Source organism: Colwellia sp. PAMC 20917, assembly GCF_001767295.1.
Lineage (GTDB): Bacteria > Pseudomonadota > Gammaproteobacteria > Enterobacterales > Alteromonadaceae > Colwellia_A.
Map to the genome: position 1 here is coordinate 778,530 of NZ_CP014944.1, position 25,703 is coordinate 804,232.

At 38.2% G+C, this 25,703-nt stretch carries 25 protein-coding genes and 1 pseudogene; 12 read left to right on the forward strand and 14 right to left on the reverse strand.

Annotated features, from left to right (window positions below; translation table 11 throughout):
• Positions 1-28: 28 nt before the first annotated feature.
• From A3Q34_RS03335 to A3Q34_RS03355, 5 genes are all read left to right on the forward strand, one after another.
• Positions 29-637: a hypothetical protein gene (locus tag A3Q34_RS03335; protein ID WP_070376990.1), complete on the forward strand. Its 609-nt coding sequence runs from the start codon at positions 29-31 to the stop codon at positions 635-637.
• A gap of 76 nt (positions 638-713) precedes the next feature.
• Positions 714-1,502 (forward strand): type I methionyl aminopeptidase, encoded by a 789-nt coding sequence (gene map, locus A3Q34_RS03340; RefSeq protein WP_070374058.1) that lies wholly within the window; start codon positions 714-716, stop codon positions 1,500-1,502.
• 116 nt (positions 1,503-1,618) lie between these two features.
• Complete coding sequence (gene glnD / locus A3Q34_RS03345) at positions 1,619-4,240, forward strand: [protein-PII] uridylyltransferase (protein WP_070374059.1); 2,622 nt, start codon at positions 1,619-1,621, stop codon at positions 4,238-4,240.
• A gap of 37 nt (positions 4,241-4,277) precedes the next feature.
• Positions 4,278-5,108 (forward strand): 2,3,4,5-tetrahydropyridine-2,6-dicarboxylate N-succinyltransferase, encoded by an 831-nt coding sequence (dapD, locus tag A3Q34_RS03350; protein ID WP_070374060.1) that lies wholly within the window; start codon positions 4,278-4,280, stop codon positions 5,106-5,108.
• A gap of 268 nt (positions 5,109-5,376) precedes the next feature.
• Entirely contained in the window at positions 5,377-5,706 is a 330-nt protein-coding gene (locus A3Q34_RS03355) for a hypothetical protein (RefSeq protein ID WP_070374061.1), read from the forward strand.
• Positions 5,707-5,719: 13 nt separating this feature from the next.
• On the opposite strand, the gene truC is transcribed toward A3Q34_RS03355, so the two are convergent.
• Positions 5,720-6,478, reverse strand: coding sequence for a tRNA pseudouridine(65) synthase TruC (truC, locus tag A3Q34_RS03360; protein ID WP_220465983.1), 759 nt, complete (start codon positions 6,476-6,478; stop codon positions 5,720-5,722).
• 110 nt (positions 6,479-6,588) lie between these two features.
• Between truC and A3Q34_RS03365 the strand changes: the two genes are divergently transcribed.
• From A3Q34_RS03365 to A3Q34_RS03375, 3 genes are all read left to right on the forward strand, one after another.
• On the forward strand, positions 6,589-7,638 hold the full coding sequence (locus A3Q34_RS03365; RefSeq protein ID WP_070374062.1) for a DUF3549 family protein: 1,050 nt from the start codon (positions 6,589-6,591) through the stop codon (positions 7,636-7,638).
• 15 nt (positions 7,639-7,653) lie between these two features.
• Positions 7,654-7,953, forward strand: a complete 300-nt coding sequence (locus tag A3Q34_RS03370; RefSeq protein WP_070374063.1) for a DUF3301 domain-containing protein — start codon at positions 7,654-7,656, stop codon at positions 7,951-7,953.
• Positions 7,954-8,504: 551 nt separating this feature from the next.
• Entirely contained in the window at positions 8,505-9,020 is a 516-nt protein-coding gene (locus A3Q34_RS03375; RefSeq protein ID WP_070374064.1) for a fused DSP-PTPase phosphatase/NAD kinase-like protein, read from the forward strand.
• Between the two features lie 172 nt (positions 9,021-9,192).
• Here A3Q34_RS03375 and acuI read toward each other — a convergent pair whose 3' ends face one another.
• From acuI to A3Q34_RS03390, 3 genes are all read right to left on the reverse strand, one after another.
• The gene (gene acuI / locus A3Q34_RS03380) at positions 9,193-10,176 is read right to left on the reverse strand and encodes an acrylyl-CoA reductase (NADPH) (RefSeq protein ID WP_070374065.1); all 984 of its coding nucleotides are present in this window, start codon (positions 10,174-10,176) and stop codon (positions 9,193-9,195) included.
• A 45-nt stretch (positions 10,177-10,221) separates the two neighbouring features.
• On the reverse strand, positions 10,222-10,854 hold the full coding sequence (acuR, locus tag A3Q34_RS03385; RefSeq protein ID WP_070374066.1) for an acrylate utilization transcriptional regulator AcuR: 633 nt from the start codon (positions 10,852-10,854) through the stop codon (positions 10,222-10,224).
• A gap of 72 nt (positions 10,855-10,926) precedes the next feature.
• Positions 10,927-11,367 carry a MarR family winged helix-turn-helix transcriptional regulator gene (locus tag A3Q34_RS03390; protein ID WP_070374067.1) on the reverse strand — a complete coding sequence of 147 codons (441 nt, stop codon included), beginning with the start codon at positions 11,365-11,367 and terminating at the stop codon, positions 10,927-10,929.
• Positions 11,368-11,477: 110 nt separating this feature from the next.
• Here A3Q34_RS03390 and A3Q34_RS03395 point away from each other — a divergent pair, with 110 nt between their 5' ends.
• Positions 11,478-11,906 (forward strand): organic hydroperoxide resistance protein, encoded by a 429-nt coding sequence (locus tag A3Q34_RS03395; RefSeq protein WP_070374068.1) that lies wholly within the window; start codon positions 11,478-11,480, stop codon positions 11,904-11,906.
• A gap of 61 nt (positions 11,907-11,967) precedes the next feature.
• Here A3Q34_RS03395 and A3Q34_RS03400 read toward each other — a convergent pair whose 3' ends face one another.
• The 4 genes from A3Q34_RS03400 to A3Q34_RS03415 all read right to left on the reverse strand — a co-directional run bounded on the left by A3Q34_RS03400 (position 11,968) and on the right by A3Q34_RS03415 (position 16,710).
• Entirely contained in the window at positions 11,968-12,990 is a 1,023-nt protein-coding gene (locus tag A3Q34_RS03400; RefSeq protein ID WP_070374069.1) for a phospholipase A, read from the reverse strand.
• Between the two features lie 107 nt (positions 12,991-13,097).
• On the reverse strand, positions 13,098-14,297 hold the full coding sequence (gene gltS / locus A3Q34_RS03405) for a sodium/glutamate symporter (protein WP_070374070.1): 1,200 nt from the start codon (positions 14,295-14,297) through the stop codon (positions 13,098-13,100).
• Between the two features lie 217 nt (positions 14,298-14,514).
• Positions 14,515-15,300 (reverse strand): oxidoreductase, encoded by a 786-nt coding sequence (locus A3Q34_RS03410; RefSeq protein WP_070374071.1) that lies wholly within the window; start codon positions 15,298-15,300, stop codon positions 14,515-14,517.
• Positions 15,301-15,378: 78 nt separating this feature from the next.
• Positions 15,379-16,710: an aldehyde dehydrogenase family protein gene (locus A3Q34_RS03415; RefSeq protein ID WP_070374072.1), complete on the reverse strand. Its 1,332-nt coding sequence runs from the start codon at positions 16,708-16,710 to the stop codon at positions 15,379-15,381.
• Between the two features lie 136 nt (positions 16,711-16,846).
• On the opposite strand from A3Q34_RS03415, the gene A3Q34_RS03420 reads away from it, so the two are divergent.
• Positions 16,847-17,203, forward strand: a complete 357-nt coding sequence (locus tag A3Q34_RS03420; RefSeq protein WP_442855289.1) for a winged helix-turn-helix transcriptional regulator — start codon at positions 16,847-16,849, stop codon at positions 17,201-17,203.
• A 256-nt stretch (positions 17,204-17,459) separates the two neighbouring features.
• Here A3Q34_RS03420 and A3Q34_RS03425 read toward each other — a convergent pair whose 3' ends face one another.
• The 5 genes from A3Q34_RS03425 to A3Q34_RS20345 all read right to left on the reverse strand — a co-directional run bounded on the left by A3Q34_RS03425 (position 17,460) and on the right by A3Q34_RS20345 (position 21,295).
• On the reverse strand, positions 17,460-17,789 hold the full coding sequence (locus A3Q34_RS03425; protein WP_146798582.1) for a YbaB/EbfC family nucleoid-associated protein: 330 nt from the start codon (positions 17,787-17,789) through the stop codon (positions 17,460-17,462).
• 63 nt (positions 17,790-17,852) lie between these two features.
• On the reverse strand, positions 17,853-20,072 hold the full coding sequence (gene dnaX / locus A3Q34_RS03430) for a DNA polymerase III subunit gamma/tau (protein WP_070374075.1): 2,220 nt from the start codon (positions 20,070-20,072) through the stop codon (positions 17,853-17,855).
• 8 nt (positions 20,073-20,080) lie between these two features.
• Positions 20,081-20,635, reverse strand: coding sequence for an adenine phosphoribosyltransferase (gene apt / locus A3Q34_RS03435; RefSeq protein ID WP_197517649.1), 555 nt, complete (start codon positions 20,633-20,635; stop codon positions 20,081-20,083).
• Between the two features lie 52 nt (positions 20,636-20,687).
• Entirely contained in the window at positions 20,688-21,080 is a 393-nt protein-coding gene (locus A3Q34_RS03440) for a response regulator (RefSeq protein ID WP_070374077.1), read from the reverse strand.
• Positions 21,081-21,118: 38 nt separating this feature from the next.
• On the reverse strand, positions 21,119-21,295 hold the full coding sequence (locus A3Q34_RS20345) for a hypothetical protein (protein WP_157470776.1): 177 nt from the start codon (positions 21,293-21,295) through the stop codon (positions 21,119-21,121).
• A 356-nt stretch (positions 21,296-21,651) separates the two neighbouring features.
• Between A3Q34_RS20345 and A3Q34_RS03445 the strand changes: the two are divergent.
• Together A3Q34_RS03445 and A3Q34_RS03450 are read left to right on the forward strand one after the other, a co-directional pair.
• Positions 21,652-22,583 (forward strand): annotated as a pseudogene (locus tag A3Q34_RS03445) (diguanylate cyclase domain-containing protein).
• A gap of 466 nt (positions 22,584-23,049) precedes the next feature.
• The gene (locus tag A3Q34_RS03450; protein ID WP_070374079.1) at positions 23,050-24,375 is read left to right on the forward strand and encodes an IS4 family transposase; all 1,326 of its coding nucleotides are present in this window, start codon (positions 23,050-23,052) and stop codon (positions 24,373-24,375) included.
• A gap of 51 nt (positions 24,376-24,426) precedes the next feature.
• Here the strand turns inward: A3Q34_RS03450 and A3Q34_RS03455 are convergent, their stop codons facing one another.
• Positions 24,427-25,698: a tetratricopeptide repeat protein gene (locus A3Q34_RS03455; protein WP_070374080.1), complete on the reverse strand. Its 1,272-nt coding sequence runs from the start codon at positions 25,696-25,698 to the stop codon at positions 24,427-24,429.
• Positions 25,699-25,703: the final 5 nt, after the last annotated feature.

The following is a 25,703-nucleotide window of genomic DNA, read 5'->3' on the forward strand; positions in this document are numbered from 1 at the left end:
TGACTTAACACTACGGCGATATATGACCATGTCTACTGAACTCTTTTTTATTTATGACACACACTGCCCTTGGAGCTTTGCAACAACTTCTTTAGTTAAAGAAATCGCTGATGCTTATCCAAATATCACTTTAAATTTATGGCACAGTGCTCACTATGAAGGAGATGAGAAAGTCAGCCGAAAAACCATTGATGCCGTTGAAGATGACGCTAACATTGAATTTAGTCACGAATATGTCAAGACTCTTAATGTAGAGAAAGACTCAACATTAAGTGCTAATTTAATCGGATGGGTTAGTCAAAAAGTGCCTCACTTAACCTTAGAGCTTATTGAAGCTATCCAAAAACAGCATTTTGAACAAGGCACAGCGTTTACGCACGAAAGTGATTTTCAGCCTATCATTGATGAACTTAAGCTATCACCGCCTGCAAAAGTATTTAAGGAAGGTAAAATAGCCAAGGAAGCCGAATTTGTTTTACAAGAAATTTATGACTTTCAAGAGTATATTGGTACAAAAGCGATCCCCGCCCTACTAATTGCTCATAATGAAAATCTAACCTTACTTAACCATAACTTATATTTACAAAATCCGAGTGCAATAATAGAAGCTGTTGAGCTTGAACTTGCAAAAAACTAGACCGATAGACAATAACGACACTTTTAGGCAAAATAACAACCGTAGCCTTTACACTAAACAGACAATAGAGGAATAAATGGGTATTACAATTAAAACTCAGCAAGAAATAGAAAAAATGCGTATCGCAGGAAAACTTGCCGCCGACGTATTAGAGATGATCACACCTTATGTAAAAGCGGGTGTGACAACCAATGAGTTAAATACCCTATGCGCTGACTATACTGACAAAGTGCAAGATGCCATTTCAGCGCCATTAAATTATCATGGCTTTCCTAAATCAATTTGTACCTCAGTTAATCACGTGGTGTGTCATGGTATTCCTAACGATGTGCCACTAGTTGATGGTGACATCGTTAATATGGACATCACTGTTATTAAAGATGGCTATCACGGTGATACCAGTAAAATGTTTCTTATTGGCGAAGTAAGTCTTGAAGACAATCGTTTATGTCGTATCACCAGAGAAGCTTTGTATGTCGGATTGAAAAAAGTAAAACCAGGCAACACCTTTGGTGAAATTGGCACTGCTATTCAAAAGTTTTTAAAAAAATCAGGCCGTTACTCTATTGTAAAAGAATATTGTGGCCATGGTATTGGCAGCGTTTTTCATGAAGAACCACAAATCGTTCATTATAAAAATAACGACAAAGAAAAAATGCTTGAAGGTATGTGTTTTACTATCGAACCTATGGTTAACCTTGGTCGTGCTAATACATTACTAGATAAAGAAGATAATTGGACCGTTTACACCTTAGACGGCAAAAAGTCGGCACAATGGGAACATACACTTGTGGTTACTCGCACAGGCTGTGAAATTTTAACACTGCATAGCGATGATACGATTCCAAGACATCTACATAACTAGTTTTATTACTGGTTTTGTTAACAAAGTATAAGTTAGCGATAGTCGTTATTTGCTTTTTAATGGCTAAATAAAGCATGATGTCTATCGCCTTAACTTATTGAGTAAAATATTCAGCTATGCAAACTCTTTTTCCGATAGAATATAGTACCCCTTTAGCCGTTAGCTCCCCCTTTATTTCTACTCAAGATATTTGTCAACTTAGCCGCGATTTTCAGCAATGGCAAAAAGATAAATTTCCTTATGTAGAGGTATCCATATTAGTGTCAACGCGTTCAGAGTTTGTCGACAAAATTCTCCATAAACTTTGGTGCCAACACAATTTAGATGAAGATCAAATTAGCTTACTCGCTGTTGGTGGTTATGGTCGAGGTGAGTTACACCCTTATTCTGATGTCGATATATTATTACTGACTCAAGAAAAGATCAGTGATGCCTTATCGGAAAAAATATCCGCTTTTATTACCCAGTTATGGGATGTAAAGCTCGATATTGGTCACAGTGTCCGCAGTATTAAAGAATGTATAAAACAAGCAAAAAGCGACGTTACCATAGCGACCAATCTGATGGAAATGCGCCAAATTTGTGGCAATGAAGCCCTCACTCAGAATTTATATCCGTTATTGGCAAAAGATGGTTTTTGGACCTCAAAAAAATTCTTTTTGGCCAAACGCGAAGAACAATATGAACGCCACCAACAATACCATGGTGCATCTTATACGCTAGAGCCGAATTTAAAAGCTAATCCGGGTGGCCTGCGGGATATTCAAACCATAGCTTGGGTTGCCAAACGACATTTTGTTGCCGACTCACTGGAAGAGCTTGTTGCCCATCATTATTTAACACAAAACGAATTTTTTGAATTATTAGAGTGTCAAGACTATCTATGGCGAATGCGTGCCGCTTTGCACATTATTGCGGGTCGCAATGAAAACCGTTTACTCTTTGACTACCAAGGTGAAGTTGCCAGTTTAATGGGCTTTGGTGATGAAGGTAAATTTGCTATTGAACGCATGATGAAGCGATTTTTTCGTATTATTGGCCGTGTTGCTGAACTTAATAAAATGCTATTACAGCATTTTGAATACGCCATTATCAAAAAGAATCATCCGGTTGAAAAGATCCCCCTGACTAAAGATTTTATTATTATTGATGGCCAAATAAATGCAGTAAACGACAGAGTTTTTATGAGTTCAGTAAAAATTATGGAACTGTTTTTACTGGTTGCTCAAAATGAAAATATTACCGATTTACACCCTCAGACACTCAGATTATTAAGAAATGCCCGTAGACGTTTAATTTCAGGGTTAATGGATTACGCCGAATGTCGACGAATCTTCATCGAAATAATGAAGCATCCTAATGGCTTAGGCTTAACCTTTAGCTTAATGCATCGCCATTCAATTATTGCCGCTTATTTACCGCAATGGCGAAGTATTGTCGGACAGATGCAGTTTGATTTATTTCATGCATACTCTGTTGATGAACATAGCTACCGATTAATTAAAAATATTTATCGTTTTAGCCAACCTCAACACGACAATGATTATCCGCTTTGTAGCAAGATAATGCAGCGTATTCGTAAGCCAGAAGTGTTATATATTGCTGGCATTTTTCACGATATTGCGAAAGGTCGTGGTGGTGACCATGCAAAACTAGGTGCCGTTGATGCGTTAGAATTTAGCAAGGTTCACCCAATAAGTGATCACGATGGCCGCATGATTGCCTGGTTAGTCAAAAACCATTTAGTGATGTCGGTAACCGCACAACGTCGAGATATTGCTGATGAGGAAGTGATCAGAACTTTTGCTGCTATTGTCAGGGATGAAGCTCACTTAGATTATCTCTATTGTTTAACTGTTGCTGATATGCGCGCAACCAATGAAAGCTTATGGAATAGCTGGAAAGCAAATTTACTGCAAGAGCTTTATTTTAATACCAAAAGAGCCTTTCGTCGCGGACTCGAAAAACAAGTTGATTTACGTGCAAAAACACGAGAAAACCAAGAAAAAGCACTTGAACTGCTCAAGGATTACGAGTGCGATGCTAATCAAATTAGAACCTTTTGGAAAAAGCTTAAAGCCGAATACTTTTTACGTTATTCACCGGTACAAATTGCTTGGCATAGCCGTCATATTATAAAACATAGTATCGTAAAACCTTTAGTGTTGATCAGTCCTAAACCTTATCGAGGCGGTACTGAAATATTTATTTATACCAAAGCCTCAGCAAATATTTTTGCAAAAATGGTAACCTTACTCGACGCGCAGCGTTTATCGATTCATGATGCTAAAATTATTAGCAGTAAGAAAGGCTATACCTTAAATACCTTTGTGGTATTAGATCAAAAAAATAGAGCGATTACGGACAGCAGTCGGGCATTAGATATAGCCAACAAACTCACTAAATCATTAATGAAGCCACTGCCAAAAGTAAAAAACAAACCTGTTCCCGCCTATATTGATAACTTTAAAGTTCCCACTAAAGTGAGCTTTATTGAAACAGCAACCGATAAAACTACGGTATTAGAAATAATTGCGCTTGATCAACCTGGCCTATTAGCTAAATTTGCGAAAATTTTTCAAGAAAACAAACTAAATATTCACTCAGCAAAAATCACAACTTTTGGTGAAAAGATAGATGATGTTTTTACGGTTTCAAACACTGATAATTTAGCGTTAACACAAGAACAACAGCAACAACTTTCAGCGATGCTATGTGAAAAACAACCTAGTATTTAACACTTTAGACCATAAATTTAAAAGAATAGGAATTACCATGTCAAACTTACAAAGCACCATAGAACAAGCTTTTGAAGATCGAATGAACATCACGCCAAAAACTGTTTCAATTGAAGTAAAGCAGGCGGTATTAAACGCATTAGCCGCCTTAAATGATGGTTCAGCACGTGTTGCAGAAAAAGTAGCCGGTGAATGGGTTGTTCATCAGTGGCTAAAAAAAGCAGTTTTACTCTCTTTTAGAATTTGGGACAACGCAGTCATCGACGGCGCCGAAAGTACCTTTTTTGATAAAGTTCCGATGAAATATACTGATTACACACAAGCAGACTTTGAAGCTGACGGTGTTCGTGTCGTTCCTGGCGCATCTGTGCGCACGGGTAGTTTTATTGGTAAGAATGTGGTGGTTATGCCAAGCTTTGTTAATATTGGCGCTTATGTTGATGAAGGTTGTATGGTCGATGCATGGGCAACTGTCGGTTCATGTGCTCAAATTGGTAAGAATGTCCACTTATCTGGTGGTGTTGGTATCGGTGGTGTTTTAGAGCCTTTACAAGCGGGACCAACCATTATAGAAGATAATTGCTTTATTGGTGCACGATCAGAAATTGTTGAAGGTGTGGTTGTTGAAGAAGGCGCAGTAATCTCTATGGGTGTTTACATTGGTCAAAGTACCCGCATTTTTGACCGTGAAACAGGTGAAATACATTACGGACGTGTGCCAGCAGGCTCGGTAGTCGTACCAGGCAACTTACCTTCTAAGTGTGGTACCTACAGTTTATACGCAGCGATAATTGTAAAAAAAGTGGATGCTAAAACACGCGCAAAAGTTGGTATTAATGCTTTACTTCGTTCGGTATCAGAAGAATAAAGTGATAAATTCTTTGTAAAAATAGCGGTGAATTTATCACCGCTATTTTTTTGACAGCCGAACAGTCAATGCTATAGTTTGGCTGTCAATATTAATGTTCTTTACAAAAACACTTGCTCTCATTAAATAAAAAAATTAAAAATTCTGTATAAATAACAGTTAATTAATTATCCCCACTGCATTTATCCCAACTGATTTAACAATCAATAAAACACTTGGCATACCATTTGCCATCTAGAGATATCACTTGTTTTATTATTGACTGATCATGAAAAATATTTTAACTTTGCTTGTTGTTCTTAGTGTTTTATTACTTACGGCTTGTAGTTCTAAACCACAAGTGGCAATAGAAAAAAAACCATTGCTCTCAGACCATCATTTGATGATGTCATTACTTCATCGTCCAATAACGGAAGATCAGCAAATGATGTTAGCATTTGCTCAGCAACGCGAACGTTATAGTAACGATATTTTTGTTAATACTGTCAATATTAAAGGGCCAAAAATTAGCGACGATAATAGCCAACGAACCACACATGTTTATGCTGCTTTAATTGCTAGAGATGTAAATTCTATTCGTATTATTACCGCTGAATAAGCTAATTTGATAGTTACGTTAAGGTCTTTATTATTTTAGTCTCCCAAGATAGCTCATCAAAAACCTCTAGCCATTGCTGATCAAATTCAGCTTCAATTGTCAGCTGCACTTTGGTAATAGGGTGAATAAACACCACTTTTTTAGCGATTAACATCAGCCGCTTAAAGCCAAAATGTTCAATGAAAAATGGATTTTGTTTATTATCACCATAATTAATATCACCTAAAATAGGATGGCGTAAATGTGCTAAATGACGGCGAATTTGATGCCTTCTTCCCGTGGTAGGCAATAATTTAATTAATGAATAGCGCACACTATCAAATTTACCCACCTTAATAGGTAAACTTGCGGTTAATAAAGACTCGTAGTGAGTAACAGCATCTTGCGGCGCTTTATCAAGGCTAACATTTTTATCACCTAATTTATCAAGCTTCTCTTTAAGGGGATAATCTATTTCGCCTGCCCCTAGTAAATGACCTCGCGTTAAAGCAAAGTATGTTTTTTGAATTTTTTTGTCAATAAACACTTGCCCCATTAATCGCGCTACTTCTTCGTTTAAACCAAATAATAAAACACCTGATGTCGGGCGATCTAATCGGTGAAGGGGATAAACATATTTACCCACTTGGTCACGCACCAATTGTAAGGCGAAATATATTTCATCTTTATCCATATAACTTCGATGAACAAAAAGTCCAGCAGGTTTGTCAACGGCAACAATGTAATCATCTTGATATAATATCGTTAAGATGGGTTTTTCATCAAAAGGCATGATTATCTCTAGGTTTCTTATCTGCTATGCAAAAAGCAAATAGTATTGATCTATTATTATCTCTATAATGCCAACATTATTCGATTATTATTTTATTTATTATTTAAGCTATGAATACTATTTCTTCTATTTCTGAATTATTAAAGCTTTCTGGCTCTCAATATCGGGTATTTGATATTGGCCGAAAAATAGATAAATTATCAAAAGATAGTTTTACTAAAATTGAAGCAAACCAGATCCCTTATCCATTCCCTTCTCAAGGCCATGCCTTTATAGCGCTAGCTTTTTGGCAAAAGCAAAACGCTTCGCCATATTTATGGTTTGTAAAGATACCTCTTGATGAGCGTGGTTTACTTAACTTAGCCGCAAGGGATCATTTTATTGCTATTATTATTGAAGCATTAGGTGCTGAACTTAGTACGGCGCCAAACGAGCAACAAGAAGCCTTACTTAAAAGTAATCCTTATCATTTTACTCCGCCACAATACAAACTAGCCTATATGAACAGTTTAATTTCGCTGGAAACAAAAAATAATAGTAGCCAATATTTTTCAGGCGCATTAAGTTATTTATCGGGCGAAAAATCTTGGCAGGATTACCATAGCGTAGGCGTGCAAGGCTTAAATGATTTTGCCGTACGTTTATCTGCTAAAGAAATACAAAAAATAATAGTCAACGCTCTTCCTCAATTACCTTCGCCGGTTCTTAAGCCATTATGTTCAGCATTAGAAAATGTTAAGTTATCAGTAGATATTATTGATAGACTCATTGCAGAATTTAAGCAGCGTGAGAGTGCAACAGATGAAGACAGTAGCACTGAGCTGAGCTTTTTATTACGAAGTTTATCATCAAGTTGTGAACATCCTCATGTGGTAGTATTTATTAATACCCTGATTAAGCAAGCGTCGCCTGCACAAGGTATGTCTGAAGAAATAGCGATAGTGATTGCCGGGAGATGCTGGCAAGTCTTCACCAGTGAACCGCAAATCATGTCTTTCTTGGAGTTATTAGTTACTCAGCATGATATTGCCGTTTTCCAAGCTATTTTTAAAGATTTAGTGGCTATTCCTACTTTACGGCCATTAATATTTCAATGTATGAGAGCGCCAAACCGTAGCGATGAGTTAAGTAAAGCTATTGGTATGTTATTTCAACGCTAATGATAGAGAGCTAAAATGGAAAATATTTATTTATTACTGATTGTCTGTTTATTTTTGTGGTATTTCATTTACCTTAGAAAAGTTTCAGAATTCGCTTTACGCCACATAACAGCATATTGTGAAAAAGATGGTTTGCAGTTTATTTCGCTTTCGCGGCGGTCAAGTCGCTTAACCTTTAGTAAAGCTTTAGGACCCCATTGGATCAGTATTTTTGATTTTGAGTTCAGCGGTGACGGTGAGTCAAGTTATCAAGGTCAAGCAACATTAAAGGGTTATAAATTAGAAAACACTCATGTTCCCATGTACAAAATATAAGTACTTACCAACGAGTGACCCAGCGACTAAAAGCTAAATAAAGCACACAGACCGTCATTGGCCGCTAGGTAACTGATCCTGCGTTACCCTGCATTCATGCGGTCAGGAACATATACGTTCCTTGGCATCCATGCCACCACGTTATACCGTTCATCCTGAACATATGCGTTCCTTGGCATCCATGCCACCACGTTATACTGAACTCTTGACGAATTTGGTCGATTAAACTTGAAGACTGCATCCAAAGCTTATTTAGATCTTTATGTGTACGAGCACGACTATCGTTAGTAGACATATTTTCAGCTAATAATAATGTTTATTCTAGTGATTCAATACGATTTTTTAATTGGTTATTCTCAATTTTCAAACAAGATATTTCTTCTTTGCTTTTTGCACCAAAAATCATTTTATTTTGCTACGTTTAATATCAAGTTTTATTTAATTAATATATATTAAAAAATTGTCACGACTAGCGTTTTTTAGCATTTTTTCATAAAATATGTTCAAAACAAAAATCATATAAAGTTAATTCACCCATTGGAAATACACTAATGAATAAACAAGCAAGCGTAGTTTTTACTTTTTTAATTTTAATGTTCACTTTATCTGGTTTTAGCCAAGCTAATGACGTTAGTGACAAGCTATCAGCCAAAAATGCTACACAATATAGCCAGCAGTTTATTATTGGTGGGCAACCCAGCGAAAGTGACCTCATTATGCTGTCAAAAAGCGGTATTAAAACAGTAATAAATTTACGGGGTACTGGTGAATTTGACGATTTTGACGAAAAGGCTAAAGTAGAAGCCCTCGGCATGAATTATATTGCCATACCTATTAGCGGTGCTAGTGATATCAATAAAGAAAATCTCGCATTATTTACTGCTGCCATTACAAATAAAGAAGAAGCTTTTGTTCATTGCGCCAGTGGTAACCGTGTTGGTGCTATGTTCGCATTAGATGCGCACTTCAATCACAATAAAAGTATTGATGAAGCGATTGTGACAGGAAAAAAAGCGGGGTTAACTAGCTTAGAAGCTACCGTTAAAAAAGTGCTAAAGACACAATAAAGTTAACAATCTAGCTGTATTTATGTCGTAAAGGCTCAAGAAATACTGAGCCTTTACTCTTTGTCAGGTACAGCTAACTAAGATGTTCTATTATAACAAATTTTTAATAACTACCGGTAGTTATGAGTAGAAACTTACAAAATATTAGTTTGTACTCATTTTACCTATAGCTTTACCCACTGATATTAACAACCACTCGACCACGCACTTTGCCTGCCATTAAATCACTGGCCACATCGACAGCTTCTACCAAGCTGATGTCGGTAGAAATATCTTCAAAAATATCAGGGTCTAAAATATCAGCAAGTCGTTGCCATGCTTCAATCCTGTCTGCGAGTGGGCGCATCACACTATCAATACCCGCTAAGGTTATGCCACGTAAAATAAAAGGCGCAACAGAGGCAGGAAAATCCATGCCTTGCGCTAAACCACAGGCTGCAACAGTGCCACCATATTTCATACTCGCACAAACATTCGCTAACGTATGACTACCTACAGAGTCAATTGCGCCTGCCCAACGTTCTTTGGTCATTGGGCGACCAGGTTGCGATAACGTTTCACGGTCGATAACGGCTGACGCGCCTAGTTTTTCTAGATATTTAACTTGATCAACGCGACCTGTTGAAGCAACAACTGTATAGCCTAATTTCGCTAGGATTGCGATTGAAAAACTGCCAACACCACCGTTTGCCCCGGTCACTAAAATCTCACCTTTATCTGGGGTGACGCCATTTTTTTCAAGTGCAATTACACAAAGCATCGCGGTATAACCTGCCGTACCAATAGCCATGGCTTGGCGTGGTGAAAATGCTTTTGGCAATGGGATCAACCATTCACTTTTTAATCGCGCTTTTTCAGCTAAACCGCCGCAGTGCACTTCACCGACACCAAAACCATTGAGCAGTACACTATCGCCAACCTCAAACTTATCACTTTCACTGTGTTCAACCGTTCCGACTAAATCGATACCGGGAACCATAGGGAATTGTCTAACGACCGGACCTTTACCCGTAATAGCCAAAGCATCTTTGTAATTAAGCGTGCTATGAGAAACTTTAACGGTAACATCACCTTCTGGCAGTAAGTTGTCGTCAATATCTTTAACTGTCGCGCGGTAACCTTGGTCGTCTTTTTCAATTAAAATGCCTTTAAACATCTGCTATTCCTTATTTAGACCGATCGTCTATAAATGATGAAAAAATTATCGGGGTAAACCGACTATGTAAAAATTCAGGTAATTATCTAAGGGTGAAGTATTTTGAACTAGCTTTGCTCTACTAACCGCGCCTTCCCAACCCATCCAAAAGTATTCAGCCAGTCGATCGCAATCTGCGTTTGGTGAGATTTGACCTTGTTTTTGTGCTGCTCTGAGACATGTAGCTAAGCGATGCTGCCAACAAAGGAATATATCAATCAATTGCTGTCTAAAACTTTCAGGAAGTAAATCAACTTCTTGGCCTAGATTACCGATTAAACAACCACGCTTAAATTGATAGCGGGCCATGCCTATTTTGGCACTTTCAACGAAATGGCTAATGCGCGTTAAAGGAGGAAATGCTTCATCCAACAAACAAGCATCTAACTTGTTAGCAAAATAATTGGCATAGTTTTCAATAACCGCCTGACCAAAAGCTTCTTTGCTGGCAAAGTAATGATAAAAAGATCCTTTAGGTATAGCCACTTTCTTTAAGATCTGATCAATTCCTGAGGAGACAAAGCCATTTTCAGTGAGTTGTTCTAGACCACTGCGAATTAACTCCGCTTTGGTATCTTGATTTTCACGCGCTATTTTTGGCGGTCTACCGCGGCGTGCTTTAATTGCTGGAATATTCATCTATTCATAATAGACCGATCGTCTAGTTAATGCGAGTATTATTATTATAACTGGTGGTTTGTTTACATTTTGTTATGTTTCTATCGCTAAATCATTGACTACTAGGTCGAGTAAATCCATAAGTTGGCTGGCTTGTGTGCTGTTAATATGGGTAAATTTACAGCTAATTGTATTAGGAATATTTGCAGCCTTTATTTTTAATTCTTGCCCTTGTTGTGTTAACTGCACTAGGCGCTTACGCTTGTCGTTGTCGTCTTTAATTATTTCTAGAAGGCACTTATCGACCATTTTCTTTAAAATTTGTGTCATCGCCCCACCATCAATCATGGTTTTTTCTAAAAGCGCGGCAATAGTTATTTTGTCATGCTCCCACAATGCCATCATGACCACATATTGTGGGTAAGTAATATTGAGTTCCCTTAGTGGTTCACGGTAAGCGCGAACAATACTGTTTGATGCCATATATAATCGATGGCAAAGCTGGTTTTTAAGTTTTAATTGATCAAATGACATAATGCTCTCCTGAAGGTTACATTTTAATTTGCACACAAAGTATTTGCAATCAGTATTTGTTTGTTATATATTTTGCACACAAAGTAAATATTAATGACTTGGAGTTTATGATGAACGTATTAGAAAACATTGCTTACACAGCAAAAGCAACAGCAACGGGTGGCCGCGCAGGTACAGCAAAATCTGATGATGGTCGCTTAGACATTACCTTATCTACGCCAAAAGGTTTAGGTGGAGATGATGGACAAGGTACAAACCCTGAGCAATTATTCGCTGCTGGTTATGCGGCTTGTTTTATTGGTGCACTTAAATTTGTTGCTGGTGAAGAAAAAACCAGTTTACCGAGCGAAACTTTTATTAATTCAGAAGTCTCTATTGGTGCTATTGAAGGTGGTTTTGGTATAGCGGTTAAGTTAGCGATATCATTAGGTGATATGGATAAAGCACAAGCGCAAACAATGGTAGATAAAGCGCATCTTGTGTGCCCTTACTCAAATGCGACACGCGGTAACATTGAAGTCGAACTTTCAGTAATTTAATATCCAACATAGTTTGACAATAAAGCACGCCTTTATAAAATAAAGCGCGTGTTTTTTTTTGCTATAAAATATCACTGAGTGAGATGCCAATACCCAACCTAGTTTGACTATAGTTATAATCGATAAGGCTTTCACCATAACCAGTAAACACCGTTGCGTAGCCCCTTAGTTTACCCCACAGCGGAAAAGTAAAACCAAGCTCAGCAGCGCCGTAATGACTACTGAAATTTTGTCGACCTTTGAAATTGAATTCATAGTCACGCCATTTATAGGCCATGCTTAACTCAACGTTACCCATGTAATCTTCGATATCAGGGTTATCGTCTCCATCGGGATCTAAAGCAAAAGTTTTTTCCTTCTCAGATAACCTGAGCCAAGGTTTAATCGATAGCGCAAATTTTTCTTTCTCAAACAGAATATGTGTGTAAATACGATTCCAACTACGTGATAAGTCTTGTGCTCGCCCGTTAGACTCGTGCTCTACCCCAACAATAAAGCCGGTATTACCTCCAAACGGATGCCAATTAAGCGGTGCAAGATAGAATATTTCTGGCTGATAATTTGTTTCTCGAAAAGGTTTAGAGATGCCACTCGCATAAATTTGCCACCAGGCACTTAAGGTAAAAGCGGCGTAAAGCCCATCGCCTTCTATAAATATTTTGTCATAATTTAAGGGGACTTTAAGGCTTAGTTGAAATTTTGCTTCAACATTTTCTAAGTTGTCTTCATAGCCTTCAAAGGATCTATATGCTTGCTTGTTCACTTTATTTGTTGTCATTGCTGGCAATACAAAATTCATTTTATGGGGAGTAAGCACATAAGGTTCAAACTCAGTCATTTTCTCACGTTTTATTCTATCGGTAATACCGCCTGTTCTACTCTGTAATTCTGTTGGTTCGGTCTTTGTTTGTTGTCTAGTGATATCATTTTCTTGGCTAGCACAAACGGATCTAATTTCGCCCAGTGTCATCGATTCAGCGCCAAGGGTAAACAACTTCATGACGCATGACGCTTTATCTTGTTTAGCACTTGCGTATGTCGAAACAAAAATTAATATAAATGCCAATGGCAGCGGACTTTTCATTACAGTATTCCTTTAAGTAGGCGAACAAAGCGAACATTTTCAGGCGTTTTAAAAGCCAACAAGTCGCTAACGCTGAGCTTTCTCGATGTATACAAAGTCAATGCGCTTTAAAAATTTAGGGCTATTCTGATGATAAAGGCATTGGTAATATCGACAAAAAATGCGCCGACCAAAGGTAATATAATGAAAGCCATTGGTGCAGCGCCATGCGCTTTAGTCACCGCCGTCATATTCGCAATAGCGGTTGGTGTTGCCCCCAGAGCAAAACCACCAAAGCCGGCACTTAACACAGCGGCTTGATAGTTTCTCCCCATTGATGGAAATAAAATATAAATAATAAATAACACCGCAACACAGGTCTGTACACCTAAAATTATAAATAATGGCCCGGCTAAATCAGCGAGGGTCCAAAGCTGCATACTCATCAGTGACATGGTTAAAAATAGGCTCAATGAAAAGTCAGAAACGATGGCCAGTGAGCGAGTTCTAGCGGGCCAATGTAATTTAGGTAAGAGATGAGGAACCGTGTTGGACAGTAAAATCCCTGCTAACAGGCAAGTCACAAAAAGCGGTAATTTTAAGCCTATCTCCATAAACATCTTATTGGCAAAAAAACCAATAATGATACAAATATGAATAACCAGTAATACCGCCATAAAACTCAGGTGGCTAAAGGACTCTGTATCCGTTTTATGATAAGCAATACCGATAGAAGGCTTTGCTGTTGATTCACTTGAAAGCTGGTGCTTTGCCAATAAATATTTAGCAATAGGTCCACCAACCAAGCTCGCCACAACAAGTCCAAGCGTAGCGGCTGCAACACCTATTTCAAGAGCATTAGGTACTCCAAGTTCGACAGCATCGGGAGCCCAAGCTATTGCTGTGCCATGACCGCCAATTAAAGAAACCGAGCCAGCCAACACACCAATGGTTGATGGTAAATCAAGAAGTATTGCGCTGGTTATGCCAACAACATTCTGGATCACAATAAAAGATAGGGTTAATACTAATAATATCAGCAGAGGTTTTCCCCCTTTGACTAAATCAGAAAACCTAGCGTTGAGCCCGATAGCGGTAAAAAAATAGACTAACAGTCGATCTCGGGTTGATAAGTCAAACGCTATTTCGCTACCCGTGAAAATATAGACTGCATAGATAAATAAAGCGGCCAGCAAGCCCCCCGTTACTGGCTCTGGAATATTAAAATCTCGGAGAAACTTAATATTTTTTGTTAAATACACACCCATAAAAAATACCACTATACCTATAGTGTAAGACATATAATTATCAAAGGGCATTTCAATCATAGGGTATATCCAATTATACTTTTTCTATCCATGGCAAGACTAAAAATAAGCGTGTTACTAGGGCTAATGCTCATTTGACAAAATATCTCAGCTATATTGACTGATATTCTCTACGTGTTCAATAAGCAGTCACCTTAAAAGTTATTAGATTTGCTCTTCCAACGACAAAGCACTTTTACACACGTCAATATAAAGCGACTTGGCCATTGAAAAACACTTATAATTCAAATAAAACATCACTGCGAATGATATATTTAATCCCCTCTGTAATAGGTAGAGAGCTGTGAATACATTGTAAAGGATGCATACCATGAGGAAAGCATAATATACCGCCTACCGGGGTTCGAACATCGACATTTTTAACCCTGTCATTTCTTGAGGCTGGCTGGTTGGGATCATCAGCATTCACTAGAAAACGTGTCTCTCCACCTTGAAAGTCTTCACTTAATAAGATTAAAAAAGTCATTTCACTATATCGGTCAGAATAAGCATTAGTGACTAGCTCGTCACCAATAACGCGACTACCCGGCCAAGAGCCATCAGAATGAGGCTTAAAGTAGTCAGCAGGGTTATAACGATAGAATCTAAAACGTGCATTGATCCCCAATGCTTTACGACCACCAAAAATAGCCTGTCGGTCATCCATTAAATGCGCAATGCGTTGCCAAATAGTTCCATCAGTTTGTTCATCAACTATCCAGGTTAAACTGTCATTGTGTCGAACACTGCGCGGCAAAGAAACAGCAGCATCTGGCAAGAAACCTAATTGTTCACTAATATCGATAAGCTGCGCGCACTCATCTTTGCTTAAGACATTCAATAATTGAAATGCTCCAGGCACCTCTATCAGTTCTCGACGTTCAATATGACTGATATCAAAATCTTTGCTCAAATTAGCAGGATTAACCAGACGGTTGCCCCATGCAGGTAAAGCCGGGTGCTCTGCGCCAGCTTCTAATGCGGCGACAAAAAAGTCAGTGTTTGTGTCTATTGTTTGTTTCATATTTTACTCTTTCAATAATGGGTATACTGGTCTTAACCCACTTGCTTAGTTAAAGGGTTGTGCTGTCCTAGTGAATCGCTATTGGTTAATAATGCGTAACTGGCTAAACTGGCGATGACCAGCTGCCGTACCATGAAAACCAAAACCACTTTGTTTCGCCCCAACCCAAGGTCCAAGGCCTCCAGCGCCTTGATTAATCGCGACCATCCCCGCTTCCATTTGCTCTGCAACCTTATTAGCACCATCATGACCAAAAACCACAGCACCTAAACCATACGAGCTGGCATTGGCTCGTTCAACCGCTTCAGACAGCTCATTAAAGCGACTAATAGCTACCACAGGGCCAAAGGTTTCATCTTGCTCTAAAAGCATATTAGCGGTAATACCAGTAACAACAGTAGGCTGTATATAAGGCAACTCGTAGTGATGTGTTCCTAATAAAAATTTTGCACCTTTAGCGTGTGCATCTTTAAGTTGCGTTAAAACATGAGCATGCTGCTTAGGATTAACAATCGGGCCAAAGTTGACATGTTTTTGATCCCAAGCGCCCACTTGATAACGATTAGCTAAAGCCGTAACTTTCTGCTCGAATTCATCAGCGATTTGCTCATCAACATAAATGCGTTCGGTAGACGTACACATTTGCCCGGCATTTTCAAAAGAACTTGCAACAGCAAATTGTACCGCTTTATTAATATCTGCGTTTGCCATCACAATAAGCGGATCGTTACCACCTAACTCCATAACCAAGCGTTTAAGCCCTGCTGCTGCACTTGCCATAATATGCTTACCAGCCGCGAGTGAACCGGTAAAGGCGACCATATTAATATCGGCTTCAACTAAAGCTTTGCCGGTCTCTGCATTACCGTGCACTATTTGTAATACATTTTCAGGTAATAATTTATTGAGTGTATTGACAAAAAGTTCAGCAACCAAAGGTGTTTCTTCTGATGGTTTTAACACCACACTATTACCTGCAATTAATGCAGGTAACAGCAAGTTATTCGCCATGGCCAGTGGATAATTCCAAGGCGATATAACCGCAACCACACCTAAGGGACGATATTGCATTTGCGCATTGTTTCCTATCGCCTCACTTTTGAGCGCTTGCACTATTTCTTCAGTAAAATAAGAGGCGTTCTGAACGGTACCCGCCACTTCATAACTTGCTCTTCGGTGATCTTTGCCCATTTCTTGGCTAATTAATAAAGCCAGTTCGTCTTCAACCATAGCCAGCCCTTTATAGGCCTTGTCTACACTTTGTTGACGTTGTTCAAGAGACAGTGCCGACCAAGCTTTTTGCGCTTGTTGTGCACGTAACACAACCTCTGTCATTTGTGGGGCTTGAGTAACAGGGACTTCGCCTAAAGGCGCTCTATTAATGGGATCGTATGAGATAAGTGTTGGCATAAAATAGTTTCCTAAAACTGCATTAACAATAATGCATCGAGAGAGTAAATTGGCTATATAGCCACATTATGCTAGAGTGGTTAATTAAAGCAACCAGTATACTTTTAGTAACCACTAAGATAAAAATAGAATAATGATTACAAAAACAATAAAAACAACAAGTAACGCAAAAAAAATAAATGCACAAAGCTGTGAAGAACCCTGTCTGATTGAACGAGGTATGCGCGTTTTAGGGGGAAAGTGGAAAGCCTCTATCCTTTGGCATTTAAAAGATGGGCCCGTGCGCTTTAACGAATTATCTCGCATGTTAGGGGGCGCAAGTAAAAAGATGGTTGATCAACGCCTTAAAGAATTAGAAGTTCAAGGCTTAGTAACGCGTGAAGTTATTAGCGATCGTCCTATTGCCGTCGCGTATGAAATCACCGACTTTGGCCGAACCGCATTAGATATTTTAGAAAAGCTCAAAGATTGGACACAAGCAAACAATATTTAATTATAAAGCGGCGCAGTTGCCACGGCATTACAGTAAATTATAGCCCTTTATATAGAAAACTAGACGGCGCTATACTTTAACCTGGGCCTGGGACTAACAAACAGAATGCTCCAAAACGTATTAAACCGACAGCTTATTGAAACTCTATTATAAACGACGTGCCAAAACGTTAAAGAATCTATTTGAGTGTTATCTTAAATCGTTGCCCAAACAAAAATGGCACCTTAAAAGGTGCCATTTTTATTAAGAGTAAAGCTTAAAACGGCATTTTCATCCCAGGAGGTAATTGCATACCACCTGTTAGAGCGCCCATTTTTTCTTTATTTTGTGCTTCAACGCGACGAACGGCATCGTTAAACGCGGCTGAAACTAAATCTTCAAGCATATCTTTATCATCTGCCATTAAGCTGTCGTCAATTTCAACACGTCGAACACTGTGTCCGCCTGTCATAGTCACTTTAACCATGCCGGCACCTGACTCACCAATAACTTCCATTTTAGCTAATTCTTCTTGAGCTTTAGCCATTTTATCTTGCATTTGTTGGGCTTGTTTCATTAAGTTGCCCATGCCACCTTTCATCATAATTTTTTCTCCAAAGTTCTGTTGCCGCCAAAGATAGATCTTAACGCGACAAATATCAAGTAGCAGTTACAATGCTACAATCGAATTTTCATCTAATTGTGCTTGAAAGTGAGTTTTCAAACCAATAATGATTTCATCATTTTGTAATAATTCTTTCGCATAGTCATAACGTTTATCATTAATATGTGATTGAATTTGATACGGATCATGCGAGGTCTCATCGACAATCGTCAATTCTACCGTAATTTTTCGTTGTAAAAAATCAGAGATGCATTGTTCTAGCTTTTTATGAGCAACATCACTGTTTAAATGTTTAGTCGCTTGATTTAAGTTAAGTAGCAATAAATCGTCGGTAGACCGTTCATCAACGGTTGCATGTATTGCCAACTGACGCAGTCGCCCTGTTAACGACATGGCGTCAATCATATTTGCCCATTTGTCGACTTGATTAGCAGAGCGTATTTTTGCTGGGTCTATCGCACTAACATCAAAAGCCTGATCAGAAATAGATGTTAATGCAGGAACATCTGAACGAGGCTCTTCCTGAGTTATTACTTCAAGAACATCTGGACTGTTTGTGTCTTGACGCCCTTTAGCGTCATTTGACTTTTTTGCGCTATTTTCCAACCCTTTTTTTCGACTACGTAACATGTTCCGGGTCGCTATAGCTTTTTCTATAGGCGATTGGGAACTAGGTGTATCGATATTTGAGGCTATTTCAGCTGAGTCTATAGAGGGAGGCATCGCAGGATGCACTTGCTCTGAGGGCGCATCGGGTAAAGCTGAGTACTCAGGCGAAGTAATAGTAGATTGTTCTTCTAAAGGGCTTGCTGTTACTGGCAAAGCATTGCCCGTTATAGGGTTGGGTCTACTTTCAGCTACATCTATAGAGGGAGGCATCGCAGGATGTTCTAGCTCTGAGGGCGCATCGGGTACAGCAAGGTATTCAGGCGAAGTAATAATAGATTTTTCTTCTAAAGGGCTTGCAGTTACTGGCGAAGCATTGCCCGTTATAGGGTTTGGTCTACTTTCAGCAAGCTCGGCTATAGGCTGATCGACTGATGGTTGCTCGACTAGGGGCTGCTCAACTAAAGAAGACGCAACAAAATTATCAGGTTTATTAATATTGCTTTTAGCAAAGCTTACATCGTCAAAGTCGCTGGTTTGGCTAACCTGAGTATCGGGTAAACTTTCGCTATTTTTGATTGGTGTAAATGCTAATAATCTTAGTAAAAGCATATCAAAGGCTGCTTGTTCATCAGACGCATAAGGTAAGTCTTTACGGCCATTGAGCACTATTTGATAATAAAGTTGAATATCTTCAGCACTCATTGCTTTACTGAACTTATCAACCAATTCATTATGCTCAGGTGACAAATCAAAGTGTTGACCAACAACTTGCGTCATAGCAACTTGATGGAGTAACTGAATAAGCTCTGCGGTTAAGCGGCTGTAATTAGGTGCGTATGAGGCTATATCGAGTGAAAGCAGCATCAGCGCTTTAGGATCTTGCTTTAATAAGCTTATCAGTATTTTAAAAACCCAATTTTGATCGACACCACCCAACATCTGTTGAACATTGGCGAGAGTAATACTTCCCTGCCCTTGCGCAATACTTTGGTCGGTTAAACTTAAACAATCACGCATACTGCCGCGAGCGGCTTTAGCTAATAAGGTTAAAGCACCGGGTTCAACTGAGACGTTTTCAGCGGTAAGAATTTGCTGAGTCTTTTGCTCAATTTGGCCGACGGTTAATGCTTTTAAGTGAAATTGTAAGCAACGAGATAACACGGTTACCGGTAGCTTTTGAGGATCTGTGGTCGCTAAAATGAACTTCACATGTTCAGGTGGCTCTTCAAGCGTTTTTAATAACGCATTAAAGCTACTACGAGACAACATATGTACTTCATCAATTAAATAAACTTTATAACGACCACGTGTCGGTGCATATTGAACGTTATCAAGTATTTCACGCGTATCATCGACCTTTGTTTTAGAAGCCGCATCAATTTCAAGTAAATCGATAAAACGGCCCTGGTCAATATCTTGGCATGTATCACAAACACCGCAAGGCGTTGAAGTTATCCCTTGTTCACAGTTCAAGCTTTTAGCAAAAATTCGAGCTATCGTTGTTTTACCGACCCCACGAGTACCGGTAAATAAATAGGCATGATGAAGACGTTGCTGCTCTAGTGCGTTAACTAGCACAGTGACAACATGCTCTTGGCCCACTAATTCTGTGAACTTTTTAGGGCGCCATTTACGTGCTAATACTTGATAACTCATATGACTGCCTAATCGCCGTTATATTGCAGTAAAGAATAAATCGATAAGCCAAGATCCGTTAAACGTTTTTCACCGCCTAAATCAGGTAATGAAATAACAAATGCAGCATCTGTAACTTCTGCGCCAAGCTTTTTAGCAAGCGTTAATGTTGCTTCAATGGTGCCACCGGTGGCAAGTAGATCATCGACTATCAAAATTTTATCATCTGCGGTTAGTGCATCTTGATGAATTTCTAAGGTGTCTGTTCCATATTCAAGTTGGTAACTTTGGCTAATTGTCGCTCTTGGCAACTTGCCAGGTTTGCGAACAGGAATAAAGCTAATACCAAGCGCTAGTGCCAAAGGTGCACCAAAAAGAAAGCCACGAGCTTCAGTACCAATAATTTTAGTAAAGCCAGAATCTTTATATTTAGCAGCAAATAAATCTATGGTTAACTGGTAAGCAGCAGGATCATCAAGCAAGCCGGTAATATCACGAAATAAAATGCCTGGTTTAGGATAATCAGGTACGGCGTGAATAGAGTTTTGTAAAAGAGAGAGTTCAGTATCGGTCATCGTTAGCATATCAAAAGTAAAAATTCATCAAGGCTAAAGAATAAAGCAAAAGTACGATGATTTACAGTGAATAACGACTTGTATTGGTATTATTTAATTGATTTATTTCATTTACCGCATTTAACAAACTGTTTTCATTAATAGGCTTGGCAATAATGGCTTGGAAATAGAGTGAGCGAGTTAAAGCAATGACATCGGTAGTATTTTGAGTTGTCATAAAAATGATAGGAGTGTTAGCGGTAGCAGGCTTTTTTTGAAGGTTTTTACTTAACTGAATACCGTTCATAAAAGGCATAAGATGGTCAATAATATAGAGGTCAAAATGCTGCTGTTGCGCCTTTTCAAAGGCAGCTAAACCATTGCCGGCAGTTTCAACAATATGACCCTGTTGTTCGAGTAACGGGGTAATAAAATCTAAAACGTTTTGCTTATCATCAGCGAGTAATATAACCATGGTATTAATACTTCTTATTTTAATTAAACGAGAAAATATTAATTTGAAAGCAGAGTGAACCAACCCATTACCATAGGCAAAAGTGGCGCTGAAACTAATACAATAATCGCTGCTAATAAATGAAATATAGATGAGCTGTCTTTGAAGTCTTCGCCGTGTGACATTATTATCTCGTTAACTTGAAAATATTCAGCGCGCATTCTAGCCGACAACAAGATTTATTTCTAGTAAAAGTTGATCTTGATCAATGATAAATCATGGCCTTTGTGACTACACATAATGATTGGTATTAGTCTCATTTACGCTTGTTCGTTTTTAAGGGATGCAGTTAAGGTACTTTTTTGAAAAAACGATTTTTCAGTCATAATACTTGAGATTCAACCGGAATATTTAGGATCACTTTGTGCACTAAGTGGAAGCTAGCCTGAAAAATTTGGCCATATATTTTCTAATGAATTTATATTGTAGATCAACTTAAATTATTATATAAATATTATAATTTATCTAAACATTAAAATATTTAAATAACCTAGAATATTTAGTGGGAAATAGCAAAGGAGTGCGTCTAGATATGACAATCCAAATAGATAATTCTGATAATTCATTACAAATCAAATTATTTCGTTCAGAAAAAAAATTCACAACGATGTTTCAATTATCACCCGTAGGTATGGCAATAGTTGATGGTGAAACAGGAGGTTTCCTTGACGTTAATGATGCAATTCTAAATTCAACCGGTTATACAAAATATGAATTTATTCATTTAAGCTATTGGGATATAACCCCTAAGGAATATGAAGAGCAGGAACGCCAACAAATTAAAGACCTTGAAGAAACAGGTCATTTCGGACCAAATCAAAAAGAATATATACGAAAAGATGGAACAAAATACCCGATCAGTATTAGTGGTGTAGCATTAACCGATACTACCGGAAGAAAAATAGTTTTAGGTATTATTGAAGATATTAGTGAAAGAAAAGAATATGAGCATAAATTGGAACATATCGCTTTATATGATCCTTTAACTCATTTACCTAATCGTCGTTTATTATCTGAGAACTTACATCAATCGATAGCTCAGTGTAAACGAGAAAAAAAAAGACTCGCGGTCCTTATGCTTGATTTAGATAAATTTAAACCCGTAAATGACTCATTTGGTCATAGAATAGGTGATAAATTATTAATAGAAGTTTCACAGCGCATTATAAGTGTTGTTCGTAGACAAACTGACACAGTAGCTCGTTTTGGAGGAGATGAATTTGTAATAATACTGCCCCTGATTACAAAAAAACAAGATGCGATTGAAATTGCAGATAAGATTTGTAAAGCACTTGTTAAACCATTTTTTATTGAAAAAATAAGATCATTATTTCTTCAAGTATTGGTATAGCAGTGTTTCCAGAGCATGGTGATAATGAGAAAACTTTAATGGCAAATGCCGATGTAGCTATGTATCAAGTGAAAAATATAAATAGAAACAATTTTAAATTATTTGAGAATTAATAGTTGTTTACGCGTTTTCTACAGTGGGTGCGAGGTAAAACACCTGTAACCAAGTAGTTATTCAGATGGGTTTGACTTAGTCTAAATAAGTACCAAAGAAAAGTAAGCTCGGAGTTTCACATTTTCAATACAAAAACTATTCTGAATTCGTTTTTATCTCAGTAGTCCTAATGTCTGGAATGTGGCCAATAGTGATCATTAGAAGCCAAGCTCATTTAGTCATTGGTAGTCTCAAACATTATGCACTGTCACACTTTACAACGGCTCGATTATTTTAATGAGGCGGTTGGTCCAAAAACTTATCAAGGATAATCAACTAAATTTAACGAAGTCTCTTTTGGATTGAAGGAATTTTAGTGATAAAAAAACCAGCCATAAGGCTTAGTGCCGATCAGTTAAGAAAAAACTATTGATTTTTAGCTGAATGAGATCAAAATCCGATGTTCACTTCACATCGGATTTTTTTATGCCTTTAGATTATGATTTTCACTCACTTGAGGCTTTTACGCCTGAGCATTTTAATTCCTTATCTGAAGTACTATCACCAGATTTAATCGACAAATGCCTTAAAGAGTCAGGCATCGTAACATTAAGAAAACGCAGGTTACCTCTTGAAATGATGGTTTGGAGTATCGTGGGAATGTCGATATTTAGGCACCTTCCGATGAGTGACATCGTGAATCAACTCGATATCATGCTTCCAGGGAAACGCCCGTTTGTGGCACCGAGTGCTGTTGTCCAGGCGAGACAACGATTAGGTGCAGAAGTCGTTGAGCGCATATTTAATCAGACTCAACAGCTTTGGCATGAAAAAACACCATCACCTACTTTTTGTGGATTGAAACTACTCGGCGTTGATGGTGTTGTTTGGCGAACGCCAGATACCAAAGAAAACGAAGAGGCTTTCGGTAAGTTGCATAACGACAAGCGTGAATCAGCTTATCCCCAAATTAGAATGGTATGCCAAATGGAGTTAACCAGCCATTTATTAACCGCCTCTGCATTCGATAAAGTTTCTACAAATGAAATGTGTTTAGCCGCCGATTTAATCCCATCGACTCCCGACAACTCTTTAACACTATTTGATAAAGGTTTTTATTCGCTTGGTTTACTTAATCAATGGCGAACTACGGGTGATGAGCGCCATTGGCTAGTACCTTTGAAAAAAGGGACACAGTTTGAAGTCATCCGTAAATATAGTAATAGAGACCAAATAATCCTTTTAAAAACATCACCTCAAGCCAGAAAAAAGTGGTTGAATTTACCTTCCACAATGGAGGCACGGTTAGTGAAACGTACGATTAATGGAAAGGTCTATTCAATTTTGACGTCAATGACGGATCCATTACGGTACCCTGTTGCCGACATCGCAGATTTGTATTCACATCGCTGGGAAATAGAATTAGGTTTTAGAGAAATGAAACAGTATATGCTTAAGAATCAGCTGACCTTAAGAAGCAAAAAACCAGAGATGATAGAGCAAGAATTATGGGGTGTTTTACTTGCCTATAATTTAATTCGATTTCAAATGGCTAAAATGGCACATAGCTTAAAAGACGTGATGCCCTATCAGCTTAGCTTTAACCGTGCATCGGCTTATATCATTCAAGAGTTAACGATGTTGCCATTTGTCTCGCCAGGAAAAATTCCTTCCGTACTCAATAGTTTACTTGATATGGCTGAGGCATTTGTCTTACCCGAACGGCGGGATAGGAGTTATCCGAGAATAGTTAAGGCTAGGCCTAAAAGATATCCAGAAAAAAGAAGCAAAAAAATGCCTGTCAGTTCTTAACTGACAGGCATTAAGCCATAAGGCTGGTTTTTAACGCAAAGACAAAAGAAGTTAAATAGAAACGTTCTTACGTGCTGCGGTATCTTTGATATAAGTAACCCAACCTTTAGCCGTTCTACGTGACTTAGGGTCTTTTAGTGCTTTTTGTACATAAACACTGGCTTGCTTATAATCTTCAAGATAAAAGTATGATTCTGCAATACTTTGGTTCAAGCGACCTTCGTTACTAACACCAATCTCGATGGCTTTCTTTAAAGCAACTATCGCTTTAGCAAATTGCTCATCTTGATTTAACAACATACCTTGCTTGCTGTAATGCTTAGATAAATTAGTCATTTTGGCTAATTCACCGTAGTAAGCAGCAGCTTTACCTATATGCTGAGCAGCATGCCAGCTGTTAGCTAAAGTAAAAAGGTTTTTGTCATCACGAGGTACAACGCCCGAATCAATATACTTTTCCATTAAAACAGCTGCTTTATGTGGAATTTGACTTTGAGCATACAGGTTAGCAAGCATCTTAATTTCGTTTTCTTTATCAAGATAACCTTGCTTATAAGCTAGATCCAATGTCTGTAAACTTTTTGGGTAATCTTCAACCATCGCATAAAACGAGGCTAATTGAGTCCAAAATAGTTTAACTTCAGGGAATAATTGCACTGCTGTTTCTAAAACATCAACACATTCTTTAAACATCTTACGTTCATAGTAAGAGTTTAATTTAAGAACATGTGGATTTTGGTTTTTCTTATCACCAAAAACCGCGATAGCATTATCAGCAGCAGGAATAACCTTAGCGTATTGTTTAAGTTCTAAATTAGCCTGAGCTATTTTGATCCAAACATTACCATCAGATTCCCCTGTAAATTTCATCCAAGCATCATAAGCAACAAGCGCTTCTTTATAACCTTGTACTTGCATCTGCAAGTCACCCACTAGTTTCAGTGAGTCGGCTTGCTCTTTCTCATTTAAGATATCAGGTGCAAGTGCTTTGTTAAGATAGATAATTGCATTCTTTTCGTCACTTTTTTGCGCATACATCACGCCAATAAAGCGATCTAAAAAGGCAATGTCATAATCTTTTTTTGCGTTTATGTCTAAAAGCAAAGTCAGAGCATTGTCGATGTTAGAACCATCTTCAGCTTCAACGCCGTAAGCTTCAAAAGCTTTGGCTACCTTTTTACCAACAGAAGGACCAACAAGCTGTGTTTTACGCTCTGATCTTTCACTCTGTTCGGCCCCTATAGCATAAGCTACAGGAGATAAAGGCAAATGAGCAATCGTTACTGAACCTATGATCAATATAGATATAAAAATCTTATTCATTCTGA